20 protein-coding genes, 1 tRNA gene and 3 rRNA genes are annotated in these 23,826 nt (G+C 49.5%); 22 read left to right on the top strand and 2 right to left on the bottom strand.

Annotation, left to right across the window (positions count from 1 at the left end; genetic code table 11):
* Window positions 1–46: 46 nt before the first annotated feature.
* Window positions 47–1,414, top strand: coding sequence for an amino acid permease (locus P157_RS0100280; protein ID WP_026759250.1), 1,368 nt, complete (start codon window positions 47–49; stop codon window positions 1,412–1,414).
* Between the two features lie 81 nt (window positions 1,415–1,495).
* On the opposite strand, the gene P157_RS0100275 is transcribed toward P157_RS0100280, so the two are convergent.
* Together P157_RS0100275 and moaC are read right to left on the bottom strand one after the other, a co-directional pair.
* Window positions 1,496–2,152: a hypothetical protein gene (locus P157_RS0100275; protein ID WP_026759249.1), complete on the bottom strand. Its 657-nt coding sequence runs from the start codon at window positions 2,150–2,152 to the stop codon at window positions 1,496–1,498.
* A gap of 75 nt (window positions 2,153–2,227) precedes the next feature.
* Window positions 2,228–2,707, bottom strand: coding sequence for a cyclic pyranopterin monophosphate synthase MoaC (gene moaC, locus P157_RS0100270; RefSeq protein ID WP_037368030.1), 480 nt, complete (start codon window positions 2,705–2,707; stop codon window positions 2,228–2,230).
* Window positions 2,708–2,817: 110 nt separating this feature from the next.
* Between moaC and P157_RS0100265 the strand changes: the two genes are divergently transcribed.
* The 21 genes from P157_RS0100265 (at window position 2,818) to ftsZ (ending at window position 23,811) form a co-directional block, all read left to right on the top strand.
* The gene (locus P157_RS0100265) at window positions 2,818–3,435 is read left to right on the top strand and encodes a recombinase family protein (RefSeq protein ID WP_026759247.1); all 618 of its coding nucleotides are present in this window, start codon (window positions 2,818–2,820) and stop codon (window positions 3,433–3,435) included.
* Window positions 3,436–3,643: 208 nt separating this feature from the next.
* Complete coding sequence (locus P157_RS0100260) at window positions 3,644–4,015, top strand: TIGR02530 family flagellar biosynthesis protein (RefSeq protein ID WP_026759246.1); 372 nt, start codon at window positions 3,644–3,646, stop codon at window positions 4,013–4,015.
* Window positions 4,016–4,112: 97 nt separating this feature from the next.
* Window positions 4,113–6,470 (top strand): flagellar hook-basal body complex protein, encoded by a 2,358-nt coding sequence (locus P157_RS15680; RefSeq protein ID WP_026759245.1) that lies wholly within the window; start codon window positions 4,113–4,115, stop codon window positions 6,468–6,470.
* A gap of 249 nt (window positions 6,471–6,719) precedes the next feature.
* Window positions 6,720–7,175: a hypothetical protein gene (locus P157_RS0100250; protein ID WP_026759244.1), complete on the top strand. Its 456-nt coding sequence runs from the start codon at window positions 6,720–6,722 to the stop codon at window positions 7,173–7,175.
* A gap of 141 nt (window positions 7,176–7,316) precedes the next feature.
* Window positions 7,317–7,703 (top strand): response regulator, encoded by a 387-nt coding sequence (locus P157_RS0100245; RefSeq protein WP_026759243.1) that lies wholly within the window; start codon window positions 7,317–7,319, stop codon window positions 7,701–7,703.
* Between the two features lie 52 nt (window positions 7,704–7,755).
* The gene (locus P157_RS13430) at window positions 7,756–8,331 is read left to right on the top strand and encodes a hypothetical protein (RefSeq protein ID WP_155266668.1); all 576 of its coding nucleotides are present in this window, start codon (window positions 7,756–7,758) and stop codon (window positions 8,329–8,331) included.
* Between the two features lie 162 nt (window positions 8,332–8,493).
* Window positions 8,494–8,585: transfer RNA gene (locus P157_RS0100235), tRNA-Ser, on the top strand.
* A 216-nt stretch (window positions 8,586–8,801) separates the two neighbouring features.
* Complete coding sequence (gene dnaX / locus P157_RS0100230; RefSeq protein ID WP_026759242.1) at window positions 8,802–10,535, top strand: DNA polymerase III subunit gamma/tau; 1,734 nt, start codon at window positions 8,802–8,804, stop codon at window positions 10,533–10,535.
* A gap of 73 nt (window positions 10,536–10,608) precedes the next feature.
* Complete coding sequence (locus P157_RS0100225; protein WP_026759241.1) at window positions 10,609–10,944, top strand: YbaB/EbfC family nucleoid-associated protein; 336 nt, start codon at window positions 10,609–10,611, stop codon at window positions 10,942–10,944.
* 9 nt (window positions 10,945–10,953) lie between these two features.
* Window positions 10,954–11,550 (top strand): recombination mediator RecR, encoded by a 597-nt coding sequence (recR, locus tag P157_RS0100220; protein WP_026759240.1) that lies wholly within the window; start codon window positions 10,954–10,956, stop codon window positions 11,548–11,550.
* Window positions 11,551–11,784 (top strand): pro-sigmaK processing inhibitor BofA family protein, encoded by a 234-nt coding sequence (locus P157_RS0100215; protein ID WP_026759239.1) that lies wholly within the window; start codon window positions 11,551–11,553, stop codon window positions 11,782–11,784.
* Window positions 11,785–11,803: 19 nt separating this feature from the next.
* Window positions 11,804–12,778 carry a LacI family DNA-binding transcriptional regulator gene (locus P157_RS0100210; protein WP_026759238.1) on the top strand — a complete coding sequence of 325 codons (975 nt, stop codon included), beginning with the start codon at window positions 11,804–11,806 and terminating at the stop codon, window positions 12,776–12,778.
* A gap of 181 nt (window positions 12,779–12,959) precedes the next feature.
* On the top strand, window positions 12,960–14,336 hold the full coding sequence (locus tag P157_RS0100205) for a glycoside hydrolase family 32 protein (protein ID WP_026759237.1): 1,377 nt from the start codon (window positions 12,960–12,962) through the stop codon (window positions 14,334–14,336).
* 29 nt (window positions 14,337–14,365) lie between these two features.
* Window positions 14,366–15,640 (top strand): oligosaccharide MFS transporter, encoded by a 1,275-nt coding sequence (locus tag P157_RS0100200; RefSeq protein ID WP_026759236.1) that lies wholly within the window; start codon window positions 14,366–14,368, stop codon window positions 15,638–15,640.
* A 471-nt stretch (window positions 15,641–16,111) separates the two neighbouring features.
* Window positions 16,112–17,672 (top strand): 16S ribosomal RNA (locus P157_RS13425).
* A 237-nt stretch (window positions 17,673–17,909) separates the two neighbouring features.
* Window positions 17,910–20,827: ribosomal RNA gene (locus P157_RS0100190) — 23S ribosomal RNA — on the top strand.
* A gap of 74 nt (window positions 20,828–20,901) precedes the next feature.
* Window positions 20,902–21,018, top strand: a 5S ribosomal RNA gene (gene rrf / locus P157_RS0100185).
* The 16S, 23S and 5S rRNA genes sit together here, the layout of an rRNA operon.
* Before the next feature lie 125 nt (window positions 21,019–21,143).
* Complete coding sequence (locus P157_RS0100180; protein WP_026759235.1) at window positions 21,144–21,548, top strand: helix-turn-helix transcriptional regulator; 405 nt, start codon at window positions 21,144–21,146, stop codon at window positions 21,546–21,548.
* 4 nt (window positions 21,549–21,552) lie between these two features.
* The gene (locus P157_RS0100175) at window positions 21,553–22,074 is read left to right on the top strand and encodes an ImmA/IrrE family metallo-endopeptidase (protein ID WP_026759234.1); all 522 of its coding nucleotides are present in this window, start codon (window positions 21,553–21,555) and stop codon (window positions 22,072–22,074) included.
* 27 nt (window positions 22,075–22,101) lie between these two features.
* A complete protein-coding gene (locus P157_RS0100170) occupies window positions 22,102–22,320 on the top strand; it encodes a hypothetical protein (RefSeq protein WP_026759233.1) in 219 nt (72 codons plus the stop codon).
* Between the two features lie 336 nt (window positions 22,321–22,656).
* Entirely contained in the window at window positions 22,657–23,811 is a 1,155-nt protein-coding gene (gene ftsZ / locus P157_RS0100165; protein ID WP_026759232.1) for a cell division protein FtsZ, read from the top strand.
* Window positions 23,812–23,826: the final 15 nt, after the last annotated feature.

Below are 23,826 nucleotides of genomic sequence, written 5' to 3'. Positions count from 1 at the left end.
AAATCACAGAAAGCAGCGGTGCTGGGAAGGTTGTGTTATTAAGGTCATGAACGAAGAAAAAATGAACAGAGGTCTGAAGAACAGGCACTTGCAGCTGATTTCCTTAGGGGGAGTCATCGGCAGCGGTTATTTCCTGGGGACGGGATATGTGCTGGAGCAGGCAGGCCCGGCATCGGTATTGGCGTATCTTTTGGGGGGCATCATTGTCCTGTGCGTCATGCTGTGTCTGGCGGAACTGGCGGTGGAAAAACCTATCTCTGGCTCCTTTGTTACTTATGCCAAGGAGCATATTTCTCCCACTTGGGCTTGCGGTGTAGGCTGGGCTTACTGGCTTACCTGGGTCGCTTATGTTCCCTCGGAAATGATTGCCGCGGGCATTATCATGAATTTCTTTTTGCCGGCGGTGAGTCAGCTCTGGTGGGCAGTCCTTTTCAGTCTGCTGGTAACCTGTATTAACCTCTTTCATGTGGATAAATTCGGGGAAAGTGAGTCTTGGCTGGCGCTGATTAAAATCGTGGCGCTGGTGGCGTTTAGTATTGTGGCGGGGCTCATTTGCTTCGGCGTGATTGGCGACCAGGGCTATATCGGTACGAGCGTGCTGTTGGGCAGTGGTGGTTTTGCGCCGAATGGCTATTGGTCGATTGTGCTCACGATGGTGATTATTCTCGTAAACTTCCAGGGCACGGAAATTATCGGCCTGGCGGCGGGCGAGTGCAAGGAACCGGCCAAGAGCATCCCCATTGCGGTGCGCAATGTAACGTGGCGCATTATCGCGCTCTACATCATTCCGATTACGCTGCTCGTTTCCATCCTGCCGTGGGACAAGGCTTCCTTGGAGGAAAGCGTCTTTGCGGCGGCGGTGAATCATTATGGCTTAACGGGCTTTGGTGCATTCTTTGCTTTCGTCATTTTGACGGCGGCCATCTCCTGCTCCAACTCGGGGCTTTATGGTGCGGCGCGCGCCATGCACGCTTTGGCGAAAATGGATATGGCACCCAAGGCGTTTGGCAATCTCAATAAAAACGGCATGCCCTCGCACGCCATTTGGATTTCGATTTGTGCTTGCTGGGCGGTTATCATGCTTTACGCATTCAATCCCGATTCGGTGATTTACACCTACTTGCTCGCGGTGTCGGGCTTCACGGGCGCAATTGCCTGGATTTCCATCTGCTGGAGTCAGTATCGCAGCCGCAAGGCCATGATGGCCGCTGGTACGGTGGACAGTCTCAAGTACAAGACGCCGTTCTTCCCGTATGTGACGCTCTTTGGCATTTGGTCGCAGGTTATCTGCCTTGTCATCATGGTGTTTATGCCGGATTTGCAGGCAGCCTTCTTCACCGGAGTGCCCATGCTGATTGCGCCGATGGTTTGGTATAAGCTTCGTGCTAGACGGCGGGCGGCGCTGGCTAGATAAATTGTAAGTTAAAAAGTCCGTTGACGAATTTGACGTCAACGGACTTTTGGCATTTAAGAGGGGCATTTAGCAGCCCTCTTTTTATTTGCTTTTTTCTTCGGGAATATCAAGATACTGCCGAATCGCGGTGATTTCTTTGGCGGTGTAGAGGCCTACCGGAGATTCTCGTATCATGATGGTCTGCAGCATTTTGCTCTGCTGGGCCTGGTCGTCGGTTTTGAGGTTGGCCGGGTCAGCGGCGGCTCTTGTCAAGGCGATGGCCCGGTACTGGGCTTCGGCGTAGGCATTGGTTTTGTTGACTACTTCGGTCAGGAGGTCATAGCAGCCATCATTGAGTGCCACTGGAGGCGCATGGAGGGCAATTCTGTCCCGGAGCTTTTGGCTGTCCTGGTCAAGTTGTTTCAGACGGACGAAGGTGGTCTGGATGCTGATGTTGTCCTCTTTGAAGTTTTCGATGATGTGGTGATACCACTGCCAGTTGCGGTCGAGTTCCTCCAAATCCTTTTGGTAGTCGCTGTACCAGGCGGCAAATATCTGCTGCTGCTGCATGAGTTCGTAGCGTTCCTGCTCGCTGATGGGAGCAGGAACAGGTTCCGGCGCGGGCCAGAATTTATAGGCAATGCCCCCGGCCAAAAGCAAGGTCAGGCAGAAGCAGGCGAAGATTTTTTTATTGTTCAGATAGCGGTACAGGAGCAGCAAGAGCACCAGCCCTGCAGCCGCCAAAATATAGACAAGCATGGTTAGCCTCCTTGGACGATGATACCTCCTATTTTAACACAGATTGCTGAGGGGATACATTTTATTTTTGACAGTTTAGCGGACAAACTCGCCGCTTTTGCCGCCACTTTTCTTATCCAAATGAATATCGCTGATTTCCATGCGCTTGTCAATGGCCTTGCACATATCGTAGATGGTTAAAAGGGCAACGCTTACGGCATGGAGAGCCTCCATTTCCACGCCGGTCAGCCCCGTGACTTTTACCGTGGCTATGGCCTTGACGGCACATTCTGCTTCGAGCAGCTCAAAATCAATGCTACACTTAGAAAGCGGCAGAGGATGGCACAGGGGGATGACGGAACTGGTGTTCTTGGCCGCCATAATCCCCGCAATCCGGGCTACGCCCAGCACATCACCCTTGGCGGCAGTGCCCTGCCGGATGGCTTCAAACACCGGCTGGCTGACTTTGATAAGCCCCGAAGCCACTGCTGTGCGGTGGGTTTCCGTCTTGCCGCTCACATCTACCATAATGGCCTGCCCTTGTTCGTCAAAATGGGTTAGTTCGCTATCGTTCATGGAAATCGCTCCTTTGCATTTTCTCCTTTATATTGTAACAATAAATTAGCGAAAAAAAAACTCTCCTTAGCCTAAATTATAAGTAGAATATATCCTTGGGAGGTATGAGGATGAGAAAAATTTATGGTTATGTGCGGGTCAGTACCCGTGAGCAGTGCTTTGACCGTCAACTCACTGCATTGAAGGAGAAAGGAGTGCAAGGACAGAATATTTACATGGACAAGATTTCCGGCAAAGATTTTTTGCGGCCGAAGTACCAGAAACTGCTTTGTCATTTGGATGGGGATTCCTTGGTGTACATTAAGTCCATTGACAGGCTGGGGCGCAATTATCAGGAGATTATTGAGGAGTGGCGGCATATCACGAAAAAAATCGGCGCCGACATCGTGGTGCTGGATATGCCCCTCTTAGATACCCGGCGGGAGAAAAATCTTTTGGGAACCTTTGTCAGCGACTTGGTGCTGCAGGTGCTCTCTTTCGTGGCGGAAAATGAGCGCCTTAATATCCGCCAGCGTCAGGCCGAGGGAATTGTGGAGGCGAAAAAGCGGGGTGTGCGCTTTGGTAGACCGAAAAGGAAGCTGACGAAAGAATTTTTCCGGCAGCGGCGAAGATGGCAGACAGGGAGGTGTACTGCCAAGGTGGCAGCCAGGAACTGCGGCATGCCGCTGTCCACATTCTATTGCAAGTGCAAGCTGCTGAAAAATAAGCGAGAACATCCCGAAACGTAAAACTGCATAAAAAAAGCCCACTTGCTGCACAGACTGCAACAGGGTGGGGCCTAAGATTCGTTCAATCTAGAAAGGTATACTTTTTTAGATTGAACTTTTTTTTATTGAATCTATTATGTTTATCGGCGAAAAAACGTATTTCTTAAGCCTAAATTTATCTTCTAGAAAACTATACTTTTTTAGATATAGCAGAAGATGGAGTATAGACATGAAAGCAATCACTAAAGTACCAAGTATAGCCGAGCAAGGAATGGCACCAATCGGCAAAAGACAGGGACAGTCGGAAGCAAAGGACACAGCATTTGCCCGCAACCTGCGGGCGGCAGAGGAAGTTAAATTTTCGGCCCACGCGGAAAAGCGCATGAAGCTTAGAGGCGTGGAACTGACGGAAGATGACAAGTCAAAACTTCGAGCAACCGTTGACCGCATGGCGGAAAAAGGAGCCAAAGACGCCCTCATCCTCATGAAAGAGACAGCACTGGTGGTCAGCGTCAAGAACCGCACCGTCATCACCGCCGTAGACGAAGCCTCTGCCAAGGAAAACATTTTCACCAACATCGACAGTGCCGCCATATTGTAAGGCGGTGTGCCGTCTTAGTGGTCTTTGCCATAGCAAGTGTGGAACGGCAATTATCACTAAGATGGCACACTAATTGGGAAAGGAAGAGTGATTTATTATGATGCGTTCACTTTTTTCAGGCGTTTCGGGATTAAAGGGACATCAGACCAGAATGGATGTAATCGGCAATAATATTGCCAATGTCAATACAACAGGCTTTAAATCTGGAAGGGTCACATTTGCTGATACATTGAGTCAGACTCAGTCAGGTGCAGCAGCACCGACGGAAAATTTGGGGGGGACAAATCCAAAACAAATTGGTTTGGGCGTAGCGGTTGCTAGTATTGATACATTGTTCACAGATGGTTCAATTCAATCTACGGGAAAAAATACAGACTTATGTTTGTCGGGAAATGGGTTGTTTGTTGTAAAAAATGGCAATGAAACTTATTATACCCGTGATGGTGCATTTGAATTCGATGCTGCTGGTAATTATGTATTACCTGGTAGTGGAATGATGGTACAAGGATGGATGGCTAATAATGGTGTTTTGAGCACAAATGGAGCGGTTACGAGCATACAGGTTGAAGCAGGTAAATCCATGGCAGCTACGGCTACAACCTCTGCGGTATATGCAAATAATTTGGATGCATCTGAGGAGACAATTCAAGAAATAAAACTTAAGGATTCAAAAGGTAATACTATTCTAATTGATTCGACAAATACAGATAGTTGGTCTTGTGGCGGCACGTATACATCGAAAATCACTAATTTAGATGTTGATTTCTCTAATGGTCTGACTATTTCTTCGGCTAAAGGTAAATACGCTGTGGGAACAAAGTATAATTTATTTGGTCCTACTACAGTTAATTTAGCTAATGGGGATGTTATTTCTGTTCCTATAGCATCTACAAAACCTTATAAAGTCGGAAATGGTATGCCGACCAGTTCTAATGCTATTCAAACATATGTGCCAAGTACTAAAACTGCTACATTATCAGATACAGCCACATTAACGAATAATAGTGGACAGGATTATATCGTGACCTTGGGGAATAAAGATACTATTAAAGTTCCGACATCATCTACAGCAACCAGTTACAATTTAGGGACAGCCATTACTGATACTGTTAGTAGTATTACAGGGAAAAACCTTATTCTAGCTAGTGGAGGTACATTAACCAATAATAGCATGTCGCTGTATACCTCTATTTTAAGTAATGGTGATAAGCTAACCGTGTCTAATAGTTCGGCAACTACTTATAGTGCAAATGCTACGTTCCCTACTAGTGTTACGGTAACGGCTATAAGCACTACATCTGGTTCGGGGACTATAACACTTAGTGATGGTTCTACCATTGCAGCTAATAATGTTGCTTCATACACTTTAGGAAATCCTGTAAGTGCAAACTTAACAACAATTGATTCTCTACCAACAGCATTGGTTTCTAATATTTCACCTAACGTATCATCGAGTATTAATTCAATGAGTGGGAAAGTTCAGTCGGGAGACAGTTCGGTGCAAGATTCCTGGTCGACGACATCGAGCGCAGTATCTCTGGTGCCAGCGAAAGGTCTTACTGCATCTAGTCTTTCGCTTGGGGATGATAATGGAAGTATTATAAAAGTGACTAGCTCTGATACAACTCCGTATCAGGTTGGAGATCAATATACTAGTACTATTGATGCCATTAGTATCACTATGAGTGATGGAACAATTTCAACCAAGACGAGTGGTTCCTATACTTTGGGATATAGTATGCCATTGACTACAACACTAAATGTTTATGATACACTTGGAAATGCTCATTCTATTGTTGTTTATTTTACGAAAACAAAGACTGATAGTATTAATGGTAACCAATGGACTGTTCAAGTTAATTTAGATGGTTCAGGAGCTACTAAGATTAATGAACCTGATGGTAGTATCACTACAGTAGCCATGTCTGATACTACATTACAGTTTACTACCGATGGAAAATATAGTGATGGGGCAGGGACTTTAAATCTGACGCTGACCAACGGTTCTACCGGATCACAGTCTGTGACAGTAGATTTGAGTCAATTAACGCAATATGCTGGTAACAATACTGTAAACGGAACTTGTGATGGTAATGCTGCTGGTACGTTGAAAAGTGTTTCTGTAGATTCTTCTGGGATTATTACTGGTGTTTACACTAATGGCGTAAGTCAAGCAGAAGCACAGATAGCCGTTGCACAATTTACAAATGCATCTGGTCTGACTAAGACTGGCAGTAGTCTTTATCAAGAATCAAACAATTCTGGTACGCCCAATGTTAAGACGGCTACGGATTTGGGCGTAACGATAACCCCGTCTGCTCTTGAAATGTCCAACGTAGACATTGCCAACGAATTTTCTGATATGATTATCACCCAGCGTGGTTTCCAGTCTAATTCCAAAGTCATCACCGTAGGTGATGAGATGTTAGAGACACTGATTAACATGAAGCGGTAATACAACAATCCCCTGCAACTTCGCGGTGGTTGGTGGATTAAAAATATTGCATTGTGAAGTTGTTTATGATAAGATACAAGTAAGCAGAGATGCTGGCCGTCCATTACGGCTAGAGTATAATGGATATGTATGTATGGCCTCCGCAGGCGACGGGGCTTGAATGTAGAATATCGCCTACGTGTATGAAGAGGGAAGCCGCCTTGGTGGTTCCCTCTTTTTCATTGTTCTGAGAGGGAGCAAATGTAAAATATGAAGATAGTTTCGGTAAAAAGTACTTTGCTTGACGAATTTAGGAAGATAGACCCGGAAGTCCTTGAGAAGCATAATCGCCCATGCTTATTGGTTATGAGATTGAAATATGCAGGGAAGAAGAGAATGTTTGCCGTCCCGTTTCGTTCTAACATAGTTGGCAATGCGCCGAAGAGTCAGTATTTTCCACTGCCGCCACGGCCTGCCACAAGAACTGGCAATCGTCATGGATTACATTATGCAAAGATAATTCCAGTTACTAAAGTGTTTTTGGAAAGATATCGAGTTGATACATCAGCAGCTCTTTTGTATGCGACTATTGTGAGTAAAAACGAGAAGACGATAATCAATGAATGTCAAGCCTATTTGGAACAATATGAACAGGGGGAGCGTCCGTACTATTCGACCTCGTTGGATAAGCTGATTGCTAAGCTGGAGTGTATGGACGTAAAATAATCACCACAGGTGACGAGATGTTAGAACCGCCGAGTTTTTTCGTCTCGTCACTTTTATTTTGAAGGAATATAAATTTCCCTTGGCGAATATTACAGTTAAGTTAAACGATTAATTGTATTATTCGCTTGGGAGGCGGACACTTTGGATAGAAAACTACGGGTACTGATTACGGATGATTCGAAGCTCTTGCGCAAGAAGCTGCGGCAGGAGCTGGAGACTTTGGATTGTGAGGTTCTGGAAGCCCAGAACGGCAAAGAGGCGGTGATGCTCAATCTGCAGGAGCAGATTGACTGTGTGTTCCTGGACATTGTCATGCCGGAAGTGGGCGGCATTGAGGCGCTGCAAGTTATCAAGGAAGTCAATCCCGACCTGCCGGTGGTGATGCTGTCTTCGGCAGGCACGCCGCAGAAGCTTATGACCACGCTGAAGATGGGCGCCATGGATTTTATTCAGAAACCATATACGAGTGAGCAGATTAAGAAGGCCGTGGAAACGGTGCGAAGGAAGGTCGCTGCGAATGGCCAGTAATTTTAGCATAGTCCAATGCCTTTTTAACCGGGACAAGTATGAACTGGAGGAAATGCGGCGGATTTTAGTGGAGGCTGAGCAGGATGAATCATCGGCCGCCAAACTGCTGTCTGAGGATGATATGGATATCAATCCGGTGCGGACGGCGGTGCTGCGGGCTATGGGCAAAATTCATCCCGCGCAGATGGATTACTATGTAGATTATATGGAAATGTTCATGGCAGCCATGAAAACAATGCTGCATACGGAAGCCGTGGTGGAGCGGGTGCCCTGCACAGAAGATGAAGAGCAGCCTTGCTATGCCACTTCCCAGCGGCTCAGCGGCGATATCAATTTTGCCGCGGGGCTGATTGCCAGCGAGCCGGTTTATCTGAAACTGGCGGAACGCTACAGTGAGGAAGAAATTCCGGAGATGGACGAACTGGCCAAGGACAGCCTTGAGGAATTTATCAATGTGCTCAATGGGATGTTCAGTGTGTCACTGGGCGAACGGAAGATTGAGACGGATTTGGAACTGCCCCGCTTTGGGAAAAATGTGAGTCCCCATGGCAGCCATCAGCTGCGTTTGCGGGTGCATAGTTCGGTAGGTTCCTTTCAGGTGGTTATGGCTACAGATGAGTTCTTTTAGACGGCGGATTCACCCGCCGTTAATTTTTTTTGCTTTTTTTCAAAAAAAGTGTTGACAGGCATGGCGTATATGTATATAATAATTCTTGTCGTTGAACGAAAGCGGCAAAAACGGCATCCCGAAAGGGAGAACAATTTAATAGCTTTTTAAGTAGAGCATTGTGGAGAGTTGTCCGAGTGGTTGAAGGAGCACGCCTGGAAAGCGTGTATACGGTGAACGCTGTATCGAGAGTTCGAATCTCTCACTCTCCGCCATTTTTATATTCTTTTTCAGGTCGGGTTGCAGTGCTTGGGTCTTGCGCAATGAAGTCCTGTGAACCTCGTCAGGTCCGGAAGGAAGCAGCGATAAGCGGGGTGCTTCATGTGCCGCGAGGTCGCCTGAGGACTGCGGCTCGACGTGAAAAAGAATGCATTGCAGGGACTGCCGCAAGGCGGTCTTTTTTTGTATGTAATTTCGAGTGGGAGAGAATTATGGCCTATATTGCACTTTACCGTAAATGGCGTCCCGGTACCTTCGGGGATTTGGTGGGACAGGAACATATCAGCAGAACCCTTTCCAATGCGATAAATACCGGGCGGATTGGTCATGCCTATCTCTTTTCCGGGCCACGGGGCACCGGTAAGACCAGTACAGCTAAAATTCTGGCCAAGGCGCTCAACTGCGAGCACGGTCCGACGCCGGAACCCTGCGGCCAGTGTCCGGCCTGCAAAAAAATCAATGACGGTTCGTCGATGGATGTGTTTGAAATCGATGCGGCCTCCAACCGTGGTATTGATGAAATCCGTGACCTGCGGGAAACGGTGAAGTTTGCGCCGGTGGATGGGCGGTATAAGGTCTACATCATCGACGAAGTGCATATGCTGACTACGGAGGCCTTTAATGCGCTCTTGAAAACCTTGGAGGAGCCGCCTGCGCATGTGGTGTTCATTCTGGCCACCACGGAAGCGCATAAGGTGCCGCCTACCATTCAGTCCCGCTGTCAGCGGTATGATTTCAAGCGGATTACGGTGGAGGAGATTCGCGGGCGGCTGGAAAAGGTTGTGTCCGAAATGGGGCTTCAGGCGGAAGACGAAGCCTTGAGCATGATTGCCATTCAGGCTGATGGCGGTCTGCGTGATGCGCTGTCCCTGCTCGACCAATGCTCGGCACTGGCTGACGGGGAACTTACGGCGGCGCGGGTACGGCAGACGCTGGGGCTTATCGGCCACGACTGGATTTATAAGCTGACGGAAGCCATCTATGCCCATAAGAGTCAGACGGCTTTGGCTGTGCTCGCTGACCTCTTGCGGGACGGCAAGGATTTGAAGCAGGTATTGACGGAGTTATCGCTGCATTTGCGCAGTCTGATGATTTATCAGGCCACGGGGACGCTGGCGCAGATGGATTTGTATGCCGAGCCGGATGAAGTCCTGCAGGAGCAGGGCAAATTCTTTAGCGGTGAGGAAATTATGGCCATGATTAAGCGGCTCCATGAGGCACTGACGGAACTCAAATGGTCGCCTCAGCCGCGGATTACGGTGGAAGTGGCGCTGATGTCTCTGTGTAATCCTGCGGTCAGCGGTGCGGTGCCGCAGGCAGGAAATACGGCAGCGGCTGATGATGGCCGGCTGGCGCAGTTGGAGGCAAAGCTTTCACAGATGGCGGCACAGCTCGCAGCCCGTCCGGCTGTGACCTCTGGCGGGGCAGCTGCTGCCAGTGCCCCCGCCAGCCCGCGTCCCGTGGCAGCTTCGCGGCCTGCAGCGGCGCCGGCACCTGTCATGCCACCGGAACCGGCTGTGCCCATTACGGCCAGTGATGCGGAAGTCTGGGATAATCTCTTAAAGACATTGAAGGAACGGAATAAGATGCCGGTCTTTGCCTGCATGAATCAGGGGCAGTTTGCGGGCATGAGCGATACGCAGTTCTTTGTGAAGTTCAAGGGTGTGCTGATGGCCGATTTGGCTATGCGCAATTACCGCAGTGTGCTGGAAGGGCTGTTGCAGGAGTTGACTGGTCGTCCGCTGCGGCTCCATTGCAGCGGGGAAGATATGCCGATAATGCCGCCGCCCCAGCCTGCGAAGAAGAAAACGGCTCCGCCCCTGCCACCGGAGGAACCCACCATCCATGTGGATTTGGATTCCATGCCGCCGGAGGAACGAGCACCGCTGGAAAAGGCCTTTGAGATTTTTGGTGACCATGTGGTAGAAATCGAGGACGATAAATAAGTTTGTTGACGGATAGGACTAATTTTGGTAGTCTAAGAGAAGTTGAAAATCACCTTTGAGAGGAGTTAATAATATGTTTGGTGGAATGGGCAACATGGGCAATATGGCCGGCATGATGAAGAAAGTCCAGAAGATGCAGAACGACATGAAGAAGATGCAGGACGAGCTGAAGCGCAAGACGGTAGATGTAACCTCTGGCGGCGGTGCCGTAAAAATCACCATGAACGGTGAAAAGCAGGTGGTAAATCTCGTGATTGACCCGGCTGCTGTAGACCCCGAAGATGTAGAAATGCTGCAGGACCTCATCTCTGCTGCATTCAATGAAGCCACGAAGAAAGTGGATGACATGATGGCTTCGGAAATGGGTAAACTCACCAGCGGTCTTGGCCTCCCGCCGGGACTTTTCTAAGGAGCAGACGTGCAGTATATTGCTCCGCTGGCAAAGTTAATAGAGCATTTTCGCGCACTGCCGGGCATTGGTAACAAAACGGCAGTGCGCCTTGCTTATCATGTGCTGGATATGGACGCAGAGCAGGCAAAGAAGCTGGCAACAGCCATTATCGAGGCCAAAGAGAAAATCGGCTATTGCAATACCTGCTTCAATCTCAGCGACCAGAATCCCTGTGCCATTTGTGCAGCGGAAGAACGCGACCACTCCGTTATCTGTGTGGTGGAACAGCCGCAGGATGTAGCGGCTATGGAACGCATGCGGGATTACCGCGGTGTTTACCATGTGCTTCATGGTGCCCTGTCTCCCTTGGAAGGGGTCGGGCCTGACCAGATACGCATCAAGGAATTATTGGGACGCTTGACCGGTGACGAGGTCAAGGAAGTGATTATGGCCACCAATCCCAACGTGGAGGGGGAGGCCACGGCTATGTACTTAGCCAAACTGTTGAAGCCTATGGGGGTAAAGGTTACCCGTATCGCCCATGGCCTGCCAATCGGCGGCGATTTGGAGTATGCGGATGAAGTGACCCTGTCCAAGGCGATGGAAAACCGGAGGGAAATCTAAATGGAAATTATTGCAGCTTTTGCGGTGGGGCTTATCGCTCTGTGCCTGATTGGCAAGATTATCGCCCTGCCGATGAAGATATTGTGGAAGATGATTACCAACAGCATTGTCGGTGCAGTGCTCCTGTGGGTGGTCAATCTCTTTGGGGCCGGGGTGGACATTACCTTCCTCAAGGCACTGATTGCCGGTGTGTTAGGTGTGCCCGGCGTTATTATCGTATTGCTGATGAACTGAGAAGCGGGAGGTGCAAGGTTTGGCTAAAATCCGTGATGTAGCGCAGGAGGCTGGCGTTTCTGTAGGGACGGTTTCCATGGTGCTCAATCATCCTGATTATGGTTCACCGGCAATCCGTCAGAAAGTCCAGGCGGCTGTGGAAAAATTGCAGTATGTCCCCAGTGAAATGGCCCGCAACCTGTCACTCAAGCGCACGATGACGGTCGGTGTTATTGTGCCGACCGTGGCGCATCCCTTCTTTGCAGAATTGGTGGAAGGGCTGGAGGAATCCCTGTATCATTTGGGCTATAAGACCATGCTTTGCTGCACGCAGCAAAAAGAGAATGCGGAACATGTTTTTATCGAGATGCTGCAGCGGCAGAACATGGACGGCATTATCATGGGGGCACATTCGCTGGACACTTCGCTCTATCAGGGGCTGAAGCAGCCGATTATCGCCTTTGACCGTTATCTGAGCCCGGATATTCCCATCGTGCATACCGACCATATGCTGGGAGGCAGACTCGCGGCCGAGGCTTTTTTGCAGCATGACTGCCATCATATCGTGGAAATTTCCGGTTCGCAGATGGTAAAGACGCCGGCCGGAGAATACCATCAGGCCTTCAATGAGGTCATGCATGCCCATGGCGTGCAGACGGATATCGTATCCCTGCCGTGGAATAGTTTTGGCTTTGAAGAACCGCTGCTGCTGGCAGAAAAAATCTTCGACGATTTTTCGGATGTAGATGGCATCTTAGGCTCGGATGTATCGGTGATGAGCTGTCTGCAGGTTGCGGTACGGCGCGGAATAAAGGTGCCGGAACAGTTGAAGCTCGTGGCCTATGATGGTACCGTTCTTACGCAGAACGGCATCCGTAAACTGACGGCTGTACGCCAGCCCATTGACGAACTAGCCAAGGTGGCGGCGCAAAAAATCGTGAGCATCATCAATGGCAAACAGGATGATTTGTCCTGGGTGCTGCCGCCGACTTTGATTTCCGGAGAGACGTGTTAGGGAAGTGCTTGCCCGGCCTTAACATGGCTCTGTAGACAAAATTATCAGAATACAATTATAAAAAAATAAATTACGAACCCATTGACAATCGACGCAAATAAGTCTAAAATAATTTTTGAACCGGTTCAATGAACCGGTTCAAAAGGAAAAGAATCTCAACGAGACAAGGGAGCGCATGTTTATGAAGGAACCTATAACAATTACGAATCAGCGATACCGACTGGGGTATCATGTGATGACCCCGGGCGGCTGGATGAATGACCCGAACGGTTTTTCGTTCTTCAAGGGCTGGTATCATATATTTTATCAGTATTATCCTTATGCAGCTGAGTGGGGGCCGATGCACTGGGGCCATGCCCGCAGCCGCGACTTGGTTCACTGGGAGACTTTGCCGGTGGCACTTGCTCCGGATGAAAATGAAAACGGCTGTTTCTCTGGCAGTGCGGTGGTTTATGACGATAAGCTCTGGTTGATTTACACAGGCCATCATACGCCGAATGCTGTTGACCCCGAAGATTTTTATCAGGACCAGCGCGTGGCCTGGAGTGAGGACGGCATTCACTTTACCAAGTACGGTGCCAATCCGGTGCTTAGAACACCAGCCGGGAATACGAAGCATTTCCGTGACCCGAAGGTTTGGCAGGAAGGCGATACCTTCTACATGGTGCTGGGCAGCCAGGGCGAGGATGGCCTGGGCCGGGCGCTTATCTACAGCTCCAAAGATTTATTGCACTGGGAACCGGCAACGGAACTTTGCAAAGCGGTTTCCAAGGAAACGGAAGGTTATATGTGGGAATGCCCCGATTTCTTCCATCTCGATGGCAAGGATATCCTGCTGATGTCCCCGCAGGGGCTGGAAGCTGACGGTGACCGCTTCCGCAATTTGAATCAGACGGGCTATCTCATGGGCAATGTCAAGGATAAGAAACTGCAACATGATGGTTTTGTGGAAATCGACAACGGTCATGACTTCTATGCGACGCAAACGATGTTGACGCCGGACGGCCGACGCGTTATGATTGCCTGGATGAATGCCTGGGATTCGCCCATGCCGGAAATTGAAGATGGCTGGGCCGGAGCCTTGACGCTGCCGCGTGAACTGTCAGTAAAAGATGGCCGCGTTCTGCAGAAACCGATACGAGAGCTTACGGGCCTGCGGCAGGAAGTGCTGCTTGATGGCGCGCTGGAAGTGGAACGTGATTATAAGCTGGGCCGGACGGCAGAACTGGAACTTACCTTTACGGAAAAGGCTGAAGGCGTACTGCTCCTGCTGACCGACGGGGGAAAGAATTTGCAGCTGAGTCTCGAAGCCGGGGGACGCTTCGTAGTCAGCCGCAACACAAAAGATGGCGAGCGGGCGGCAGTCCTGCGTTCTACACAGCCACTGAAGTTGCAGCTTTTCCTCGATAAAAGTTCGGTTGAGCTGTTTGTCGGTGATGGAGAACTTACGTTTACGGAACGCGTTTACTGGCAAAATGATGTGCAATGCCGTTTGCTGACGCAGGCAGATAATCAGGCCAAAGCATGGCGGCTGGAGAGCGAAAGTAATCAGTATTGATTGAGGGAAACCTGAAGGGGACGATAATCATGCAAAACATTTTTACGAAAGCTTTACGGAATCCGTTTTATCGGACGGGTTCGCTGGAAATTCTCTTATTCTTTGCCGGCTGGGGGATTTGGTGGTCTTTCTTCCAGATTTGGCTGACGACGAAACAGGGCTTTTCGGGAGCTCAGGTCGGCACGATTTACACGTTTGGTTCGGCTGTGGCGTTGGTACTGATGTTTGTCTATGGTTCGCTGCAGGATAAGCTCGGGTTGAAAAAACACCTGCTCATTGCGATGGTTGGCTGTCAGGTACTGCTGGCACCGTTCTTTACCTGGGTGTATGTGCCCATGCTGGAAAGCAACTTCTATGTCGGTGCCATGGTTGGTGCTGTGTATCTGGCTGTAGCGTACCTGGCCGCTTGCCCGGTGTTTGAAGCGGTGACGGAAAGACTCAGCCGCCGTTATAGTTTCGAGTATGGACAGGCCCGTGCCTGGGGTTCTTTTGGTTATGCCATGTCGGCACTTGCCGCAGGTTTCCTCTTTACGATTAATCCCTATCTGGTATTCTGGACCGGTTCAGCGGTATCGGCAGTCCTCTTGGCGGTGCTGCTGCTCATGAAGCCGGAAAATAAGGAAGCAAATATCACTGCCTATGAGAATAGCGAGGAACGCGATAAGGCGGTTAAATCTCCCTCGCTTAAGGAAATCATTCAGGTCTTTGGCATCTTTGATGTTTGGAAAATCATTATTTTTGTTATCTTAAGCTGGACTTTCTATACCGTATTTGACCAGCAGATGTTCCCGGAATTTTTCACGCGGTTCTTTGCTACCCCGGAAGAGGGACAGCAGGCTTATGGCATTTTGAACTCGGTGCAGGTATTCTTAGAATTCCTGATGATGGGTCTGGTGCCGGTGCTGATGAAGAAAATCGGCGTGCGCAGTGCACTGCTCTTGAGCTGCCTTATCATGATCTGTCGTATCGGCGGCTGCGGTTTGGCTTCGACTCCGCTCGGAATTGGCCTGATCAAACTTTTGCATGCTCCAGAAACGGCACTCTTCGTGCTGGCAATCTTCCGCTATTTCACATTGCACTTTGATACGCGTGTATCGGCGACCCTCTATATGGTTGGTTTCCAGATTGCAGCGTCTGTTGGTGGTATCATCTTCTCCGTACCGCTGGGCAGCCTGCGTGACAGCATCGGCTATCAGAGCACGTTCCTGACGATTGCCGGGATTGTCTTGGTGGCAACCTTGTACGCCTGCTGCATCCTGAAAAAAGATGACCGGGATGTAGAAGGTCAGCCATTGGAAGCGTAAAAATTTGATGGTGCAGGAAGCGTTGCTGAAATGTTGAAGGTCAGTGACGCTTCCTTTTTTTTTGAGGGTGAAAGCATCTCGTGATTAACTTTTTCATCTTTTTTTCAAAAAGGTGTTGACAATAGAGTGCGACTCGTGTAATATAATACAAGTCGCTGACAGACACGGCAACAAAACAGCTTTGCAAGCCTTGATTGGCAAGCTACTGTGAAGTGCCGAAGAGCTTATAAAAAAGAATCAAAAAAGTTCTTGACAAGCTATACTGAATGCGATAAGATAAACAAGTCGCTTGAAACGGCGACACAGATTGTTCTTTGAAAACTAAACAATGCAAATAATCATGCAACATGATTAAAGCCAGATGTTTAAGAAGTGAAAACTTCTTATTAAAACATCGATTGGTATGAACAACATAGCAATCGGCAATTTCTTTAATAGATAATTGAGAGCTTGATTAAGTTCTTCATAAATTTTATGGAGAGTTTGATCCTGGCTCAGGACGAACGCTGGCGGCGTGCTTAACACATGCAAGTCGAACGAGACGAATTTAAGCTTGCTTAGATGAGTCGAGTGGCAAACGGGTGAGTAACGCGTAGACAACCTGCCGCAAAGATGGGGACAACAGTCCGAAAGGACTGCTAATACCGAATGTTGTATCGTTTCCGCATGGAGATGATATTAAAGATGGCCTCTACTTGTAAGCTATCGCTTTGCGATGGGTCTGCGTCTGATTAGCTAGTTGGTGGGGTAACGGCCTACCAAGGCGACGATCAGTAGCCGGTCTGAGAGGATGAACGGCCACATTGGAACTGAGACACGGTCCAGACTCCTACGGGAGGCAGCAGTGGGGAATCTTCCGCAATGGGCGAAAGCCTGACGGAGCAACGCCGCGTGAGTGAAGAAGGGTTTCGGCTCGTAAAGCTCTGTTGACGGGGACGAACGTGCGAAATGCGAATAGTTTTTCGCAATGACGGTACCCGTCGAGGAAGCCACGGCTAACTACGTGCCAGCAGCCGCGGTAATACGTAGGTGGCGAGCGTTGTCCGGAATTATTGGGCGTAAAGGGAGCGCAGGCGGGAAGGCAAGTCAGTCTTAAAAGTGCGGGGCTCAACCCCGTGATGGGATTGAAACTGTCTTTCTTGAGTGCAGGAGAGGAAAGCGGAATTCCTAGTGTAGCGGTGAAATGCGTAGATATTAGGAGGAACACCAGTGGCGAAGGCGGCTTTCTGGACTGTAACTGACGCTGAGGCTCGAAAGCGTGGGGAGCGAACAGGATTAGATACCCTGGTAGTCCACGCCGTAAACGATGAATGCTAGGTGTAGGAGGTATCGACCCCTTCTGTGCCGGAGTTAACGCAATAAGCATTCCGCCTGGGGAGTACGGTCGCAAGACTGAAACTCAAAGGAATTGACGGGGGCCCGCACAAGCGGTGGAGTATGTGGTTTAATTCGACGCAACGCGAAGAACCTTACCAGGGCTTGACATTGAGTGAAAGATCTAGAGATAGATCCCTCCCTTCGGGGACACGAAAACAGGTGGTGCATGGCTGTCGTCAGCTCGTGTCGTGAGATGTTGGGTTAAGTCCCGCAACGAGCGCAACCCCTATCATTTGTTGCCAGCACGTAAAGGTGGGAACTCAAATGAGACTGCCGCGGACAACGCGGAGGAAGGCGGGGATGACGTCAAGTCATCATGCCCCTTATGTCCTGGGCTACACACGTACTACAATGGGATGGACAGAGAGCAGCGACCCCGCGAGGGCAAGCGAACCCCATAAACCATCTCCCAGTTCGGATTGCAGGCTGCAACCCGCCTGCATGAAGTCGGAATCGCTAGTAATCGCTGGTCAGCATACAGCGGTGAATACGTTCCCGGGCCTTGTACACACCGCCCGTCACACCACGGAAGTCATTCACACCCGAAGCCGGTGGGTAAACCGCAAGGATATAGCCGTCTAAGGTGGGGGCGATGACTGGGGTGAAGTCGTAACAAGGTAGCCGTATCGGAAGGTGCGGCTGGATCACCTCCTTTCTAAGGATTTAATATCTTAGGTCGGAGCATCTGCTTTGCTAGAGATAGCGTTTGCATTGTCTAGTTTTGAGAGAATAATCTCTCAGATATGTACACTGAAAACTACACAGAAGAAATTAAAATGTATCAATTTTAACCAAAGGTCTACACGACAGTGTAAACAGAGGTTGAACGAACATTTTAGGATTCAAAAGCATAGACATCATAGAACAATATGATACTTTATGGCAAAACGAAAGTTAAGCTACAAAGGGCATATGGTGGATGCCTAGGCGTTTCGAGCCGATGAAGGACGCGATAAGCTGCGAAAAGTCATGGGGAGCCGCAAGTAGGCTGTGAGCCATGAATATCCGAATGGGGCAACCCGGTACGAGTCATGTCGTACTACCTAGTTTCTAGGAGGCACACCCGGTGAACTGAAACATCTAAGTAACCGGAGGAAAAGTAATCAAAAGAGATTCCCTCAGTAGCGGCGAGCGAACAGGGAAGAGCCCAAACCGGACGTCTTCGGACGACCGGGGTTGAGGACCGGCATAAAGGGAAGAATTTCTAGTTGAAGCTTCTGGGAAGGAGCGGCGCAGAAGGTGAAACCCCCGTAAACGAAAGAAATTCCAACGGGCCGGTATCCAGAGTACCACGAGACACGTGAAACCTTGTGGGAAGCAGGGTGGACCACCATCCAAGGCAAAATACTACGAAACGACCGATAGCGCATAGTACCGTGAGGGAAAGGTGAAAAGAACCCCGGGAGGGGAGTGAAATAGAACCTGAAACCGTATGTCTACAAGCAGTCGAAGCTCTTTATACGAGCGACGGCGTGCCTATTGAAGAATGAACCGGCGAGTTAATTTATGTAGCGAGGTTAAGTGGAAGACACGGAGCCGAAGCGAAAGCGAGTCTTAATAGGGCGAAAGTTACATGGATTAGACCCGAAACCACAGTGATCTATGCATGGCCAGGTTGAAGCTCAGGTAAAAATGAGTGGAGGACCGAACCCGTGAGTGTTGAAAAACTTTGGGATGAGCTGTGCATAGGGGTGAAATGCCAATCGAACGTGGAGATAGCTGGTTCTCCCCGAAATAGCTTTAGGGCTAGCCTCAGGCGACACATAAAGACGGTAGAGCACTGATCGGACGCGGGTCTGTAATGGATACCAACTCCAGTCAAACTGCGAATGGCTTTATGAGAAGAACCTGGGAGTCAGAATGCGAGTGATAAGACCCGTATTCAAGAGGGAAACAGCCCAGACCGCCGACTAAGGTCCCCAATGCTGTACTAAGTGGAAAAGGATGTAGGACTTCCTAAACAACCAGGATGTTGGCTCAGAAGCAGCCACCATTTAAAGAGTGCGTAATAGCTCACTGGTCGAGAGGCCCTGCGCCGAAAATATCCGGGGCTCAAGTACAGAACCGAAGTCGCGGCATGCGCAAGCATGGGTAGGGGAGCGTTCCATGGGCGTTGAAGGTTGACCGGAAGGACAGCTGGAGCGTATGGAAGTGAGAATGCCGGTATGAGTAGCGAAACGGCCAGTGAGAATCTGGCCCACCGAAAGCCTAAGGGATCCTGGGCAACGCTCGTCGTCCCAGGGTAAGTCGGGACCTAAGCCGAGGCAGCAAGCGTAGGCGATGGACAACAGGCGAAAATTCCTGTACTGCATGAAGTTGTTTGAGGATGGAGTGACGCAGCAAGGAGTCTGAGCTGGCGATTGGAAATGCCAGTCGAAGGCGGTAGGCTGGTGTGGAGGCAAATCCCCACACTGTAAGGCTGAGAACCGATAGATAGACGCGTACTTCGGTACAAGTCAAATTCAGACGTACTACACTGCCAAGAAAAGCTTCTAACGAGACGACATGTACCCGTACCAAAACCGACACAGGTAGGCGGGGAGAGAATCCTAAGGTGCGCGGGAAAACCCTCGTTAAGGAACTCGGCAAAATGCATCCGTAACTTCGGGAGAAGGATGGCCGGAGCTGGTGAAGAGATTAACTCTTGGAGCTGGAGCCGGCGACAGAAGAGAAGCCCAAGCGACTGTTTACCACAAACACAGGTGCCTGCTAAAGAGAAATCTGACGTATAGGTGCTGACACCTGCCCGGTGCTGGAAGGTTAAGAGGACGGGTTAGCCGCAAGGTGAAGCTCGGAATTGAAGCCCCAGTAAACGGCGGCCGTAACTATAACGGTCCTAAGGTAGCGAAATTCCTTGTCGGGTAAGTTCCGACCCGCACGAAAGGTGTAACGACTTGGGCACTGTCTCAACGAGGGACCCGGTGAAATTGAAATACCTGTGAAGATGCAGGTTACCCGCGACTGGACAGAAAGACCCCATGGAGCTTTACTGCAGCCTGTCATTGATTTTTGGCATGTAACGTACAGGATAGCTGGGAGACGGAGAACCATTGTCGCCAGATGATGGGGAGTCAATGTTGGGATACCAGCCTTTGCGTGTTAGGAATCTAACCCTGAGAGTAACGAACTCGGGGACAGTGGCAGGCGGACAGTTTGACTGGGGCGGTCGCCTCCGAAAGAGTAACGGAGGCGTCCAAAGGTTCCCTCAGCGCGGACAGAAATCGCGCGAAGAGTATAAAGGCAGAAGGGAGCTTGACTGCGAGTCATACACGACGAGCAGGTACGAAAGTAGGGCTTAGTGATCCGGTGGAATGAGAGTGGAATTGCCATCGCTCAACGGATAAAAGCTACCCTGGGGATAACAGGCTAATCTCTCCCAAGAGTCCATATCGACGGGGAGGTTTGGCACCTCGATGTCGGCTCATCACATCCTGGGGCTGAAGCAGGTCCCAAGGGTTGGGCTGTTCGCCCATTAAAGTGGTACGTGAGCTGGGTTCAGAACGTCGTGAGACAGTTCGGTCCATATCCATCGCGGGCGTAAGATACATGAGGGAAGCTGCTCCTAGTACGAGAGGACCGGAGTGGACGGACCGCCGGTGTACCAGTTGTTTCGCCAGAAGCATAGCTGGGTAGCTGCGTCCGGAAGGGATAAACGCTGAAAGCATCTAAGCGTGAAGCCTGTCCCGAGATGAAGTATCTCATGGAGTAATCCAGTAAGATTCCTTGAAGAAGACAAGGTAGATAGGTTGGGAGTGGAAGTGCCGTAAGGCATGCAGCGGACCAATACTAATAAATCGAGGGCTTATCTTTCAACGAAAAATAAAATGTTCAATACATATTTCTTCTGTATAGTTTTGAGTGTAGCATATATACTCAAAAGAATATCTGGTGACGATAGCTGAGTGGTTCCACCTGTTCCCATACCGAACACAGTAGTTAAGCACTCATACGCCGAAAGTACTTGTCTGGAGACGGACTGGGAGGATAGGGCGTTGCCAGTTAAGCCAAGAGCACCCTGCGGGGTGCTTTTTTCGTATAAAAATGACAAAAAGGTCTTGTGTAAATTGAATTTCTGTGTTACACTTTTTGTGTAAATTGATTTCACTGAATTTGAGAGGAAGCCGTTATGAAGTTCGCAGAAAAATTAAGGCAGCTACGGAATCAGAAGGGAATGAGCCAGGAAGCGGTAGCCAAAGCTATTGGCGTAACCCGACGTACCTACATTTCCTATGAATTAGATGGCCGCTATCCGAAAGACAGGGAACGATACACCAAACTGGCAGAGGTTTTTGGGGTAGATGTGAATTACCTGTATACGGAGAATGAAGATTTTGTCAGCAGAGCCGGCCGGAAATATGGTGACAGGGGCATAAAGCAGGCCACCGCCCTTGTCAGTGAATTATCCGGACTCTTTGCCGGTGGGGAACTTACGGAGGAAGATCGCGATGCTGTGATGCAGTCCCTGCAGGAAGCATATTGGCTGGCAAAAAAGGAAAACAGGAAGTACGGCAGCAGAAACTCGAAGGGGTGAGCAGATGGACGCAGAGTGGTGCCATAATCGGGCACGGGAAATTGTCAGGCAGGTCGGCAGCCGGGATATGAGGCGCATCGCCAAAGAATTGAATATCAAGGTGCTTTATAATGATAATTTTGTCAACCTGCTGGGCATGTACTTTTGCAAGTGGCATCATCGGTTCATCATCCTCAATTCCAATTTGGATGATATCTGGCAGAATATGGTCATGGCCCATGAGATTGGCCATGACCAGCTGCATCGGGATTTGGCCGGGCAGGGGCAGCTGCAGGAGTTTGAGTTGTTCCGCTTGAACAGCCGTACGGAGTATGAGGCCAATGCCTTTGCTGCCCATCTTCTGATGGATACGGACAGCGTTTATGCAGAGCTTAAAGAGGGCTGTGATGAGGTTACGCTGGCACGGAAGATGAACTGCAACATCAATCTGGCCTTGGTGAAGCTGCAGGAGATGGCCAAGTTGGGGTACGATATCCGCCCCAGCGATGGTGTAGACAGCCAGTTTTTGAAGCGGATACATGTATGAGAATTTACTTGTAATGGAGGCAGAAAAATGTTAAATCAAGTTATTCATTTTGCAGTTGTGGTCAATGTGGCTTTGATTATGCTGGTAGTCTGCCTGTCTACCTATATCACGATTCAGGGCCAGCGGCTTAAGGATTATAAATCAAAGACCGAGAAAATGCAGCTGGAAATTCGCTGGTATGAGAAGAAAAACAGCAGTCAGCAGACGGGGGAAATCCTGTCGGGAAACAGAAGTTTGGTGGCGTAAAATATATTGCTATTTCCATGCTGCGAGTGTATAATCAAGGTAACGGTTTGCACTAGTGCTAGACGCAGAAAATTTTTGCTGGAAGCGCGGTAAGGAGTGTGGAGCAGTGAAGCTAGACAGCGTGAAACTAGTATTGGCGTGTTTGGCAGTATTTCTCTTTAGCTGATCTGGGGATAGAAAAGTTGAGGAGAGGAGCAGGGCATCTACGGCCCTGCTCTTTTATTATTTGCAGATAAGGCCGGGTTATGGTAAAATTTTCACTAGTGGGGGGCAGGAATCTGCCTTGGCTATGACGAATTACAAGTGAGATATGAGCCTTAGAGAGGGGAATACTCAATGACCACAGATGAAACATTGGTGAAACCAAAAGTTAAGATAAAGGTATTTGGCGTTGGCGGTGGCGGCAACAGTGTTCTTATGCGCATGGGCCAGCACAATGAATTGGATATTGAGCTTTATGCGGTGAATACGGATGCCAAGCAGCTGCAGATTACGGCACAGGTTGGTGGCGTGAACTGCATTCAGATTGGTGAGAACCTGACCCGTGGACGGGGAACTGGCGGCAATATTCAGATTGGTGAACAGGCTGCCAAGAATGATGCGGCAAAATTGCAGGCTGCCATGAATGGGGCGGATTTGGTTTTCGTTACGGCAGGCATGGGGGGCGGCACCGGCACCGGGGCTGCACCGATTGTAGCCCGGCTGGCGAAGGAGATGGGAATTCTCTCCGTTGGCGTGGTGACGGTTCCCTTCGCTTTTGAGGGCAACCGCAAGAAGAAGGTGGCCCAGGAAGGCATTACCAAGATGCAGTCCCAGATGGATGCGCTGATTGCTGTGGAAAATGACAATCTGTCCAAGCTGCCGGAGAATCGCAAGATGTCTTTGGTGAAGGCTTTTGAATGTGCAGATAATATTTTGAAGCAGGCCATTAACTGTGTGGCAGAACTCATTCTGACCACGGGTGTCATCAATGTGGACTTTGCGGATGTTACGACCATCTTCCGTCAGAGTGAGAGCAGTGATGCACTGCTGGGGATTGGTGTCAGCGAGCGCAGTGCTGTGGATGCGGTGAAGATTGCCGCAGAAAGTCCGCTCATTGACAAGGGGCTGACTGGTGCGCGCGGCATTATCCTCAATCTCACCGGAGACAGCACGCTGAGTCTTTATGATGTGGATGAAGCTACCCGCTATATTGTGAAGCATACGGATCCGGAAGTAAATATCATTTTGGGTACAGTGGAAGATAATACCATGAAGGGGGCCGTACAGGCCACCATCATTGCCACGGACTTTGCGGATAGTGTAGTAATGAAGGCTCCGACTGTAAAGGTGCCGGAAAGTGCCATTAAGAAGGAAACCTTGCAGAAGGAAACTTTCCAGATGGAGGTGCCGGCCTTCATGAACAAAGATAAAAAGGAAGAGAAGCCGTCACAGCCTTTTGCGATTCCGGCCTTTAAGCTGACGGATTTGCCGGATAAGGACAAGCAATAAGAGAGGAAAGGTTAC

Source organism: Selenomonas ruminantium AC2024 (assembly GCF_000687995.1).
Taxonomy (GTDB): domain Bacteria; phylum Bacillota; class Negativicutes; order Selenomonadales; family Selenomonadaceae; genus Selenomonas_A; species Selenomonas_A ruminantium_B.
This window is presented reverse-complemented; position numbering and strand designations above follow the sequence as displayed.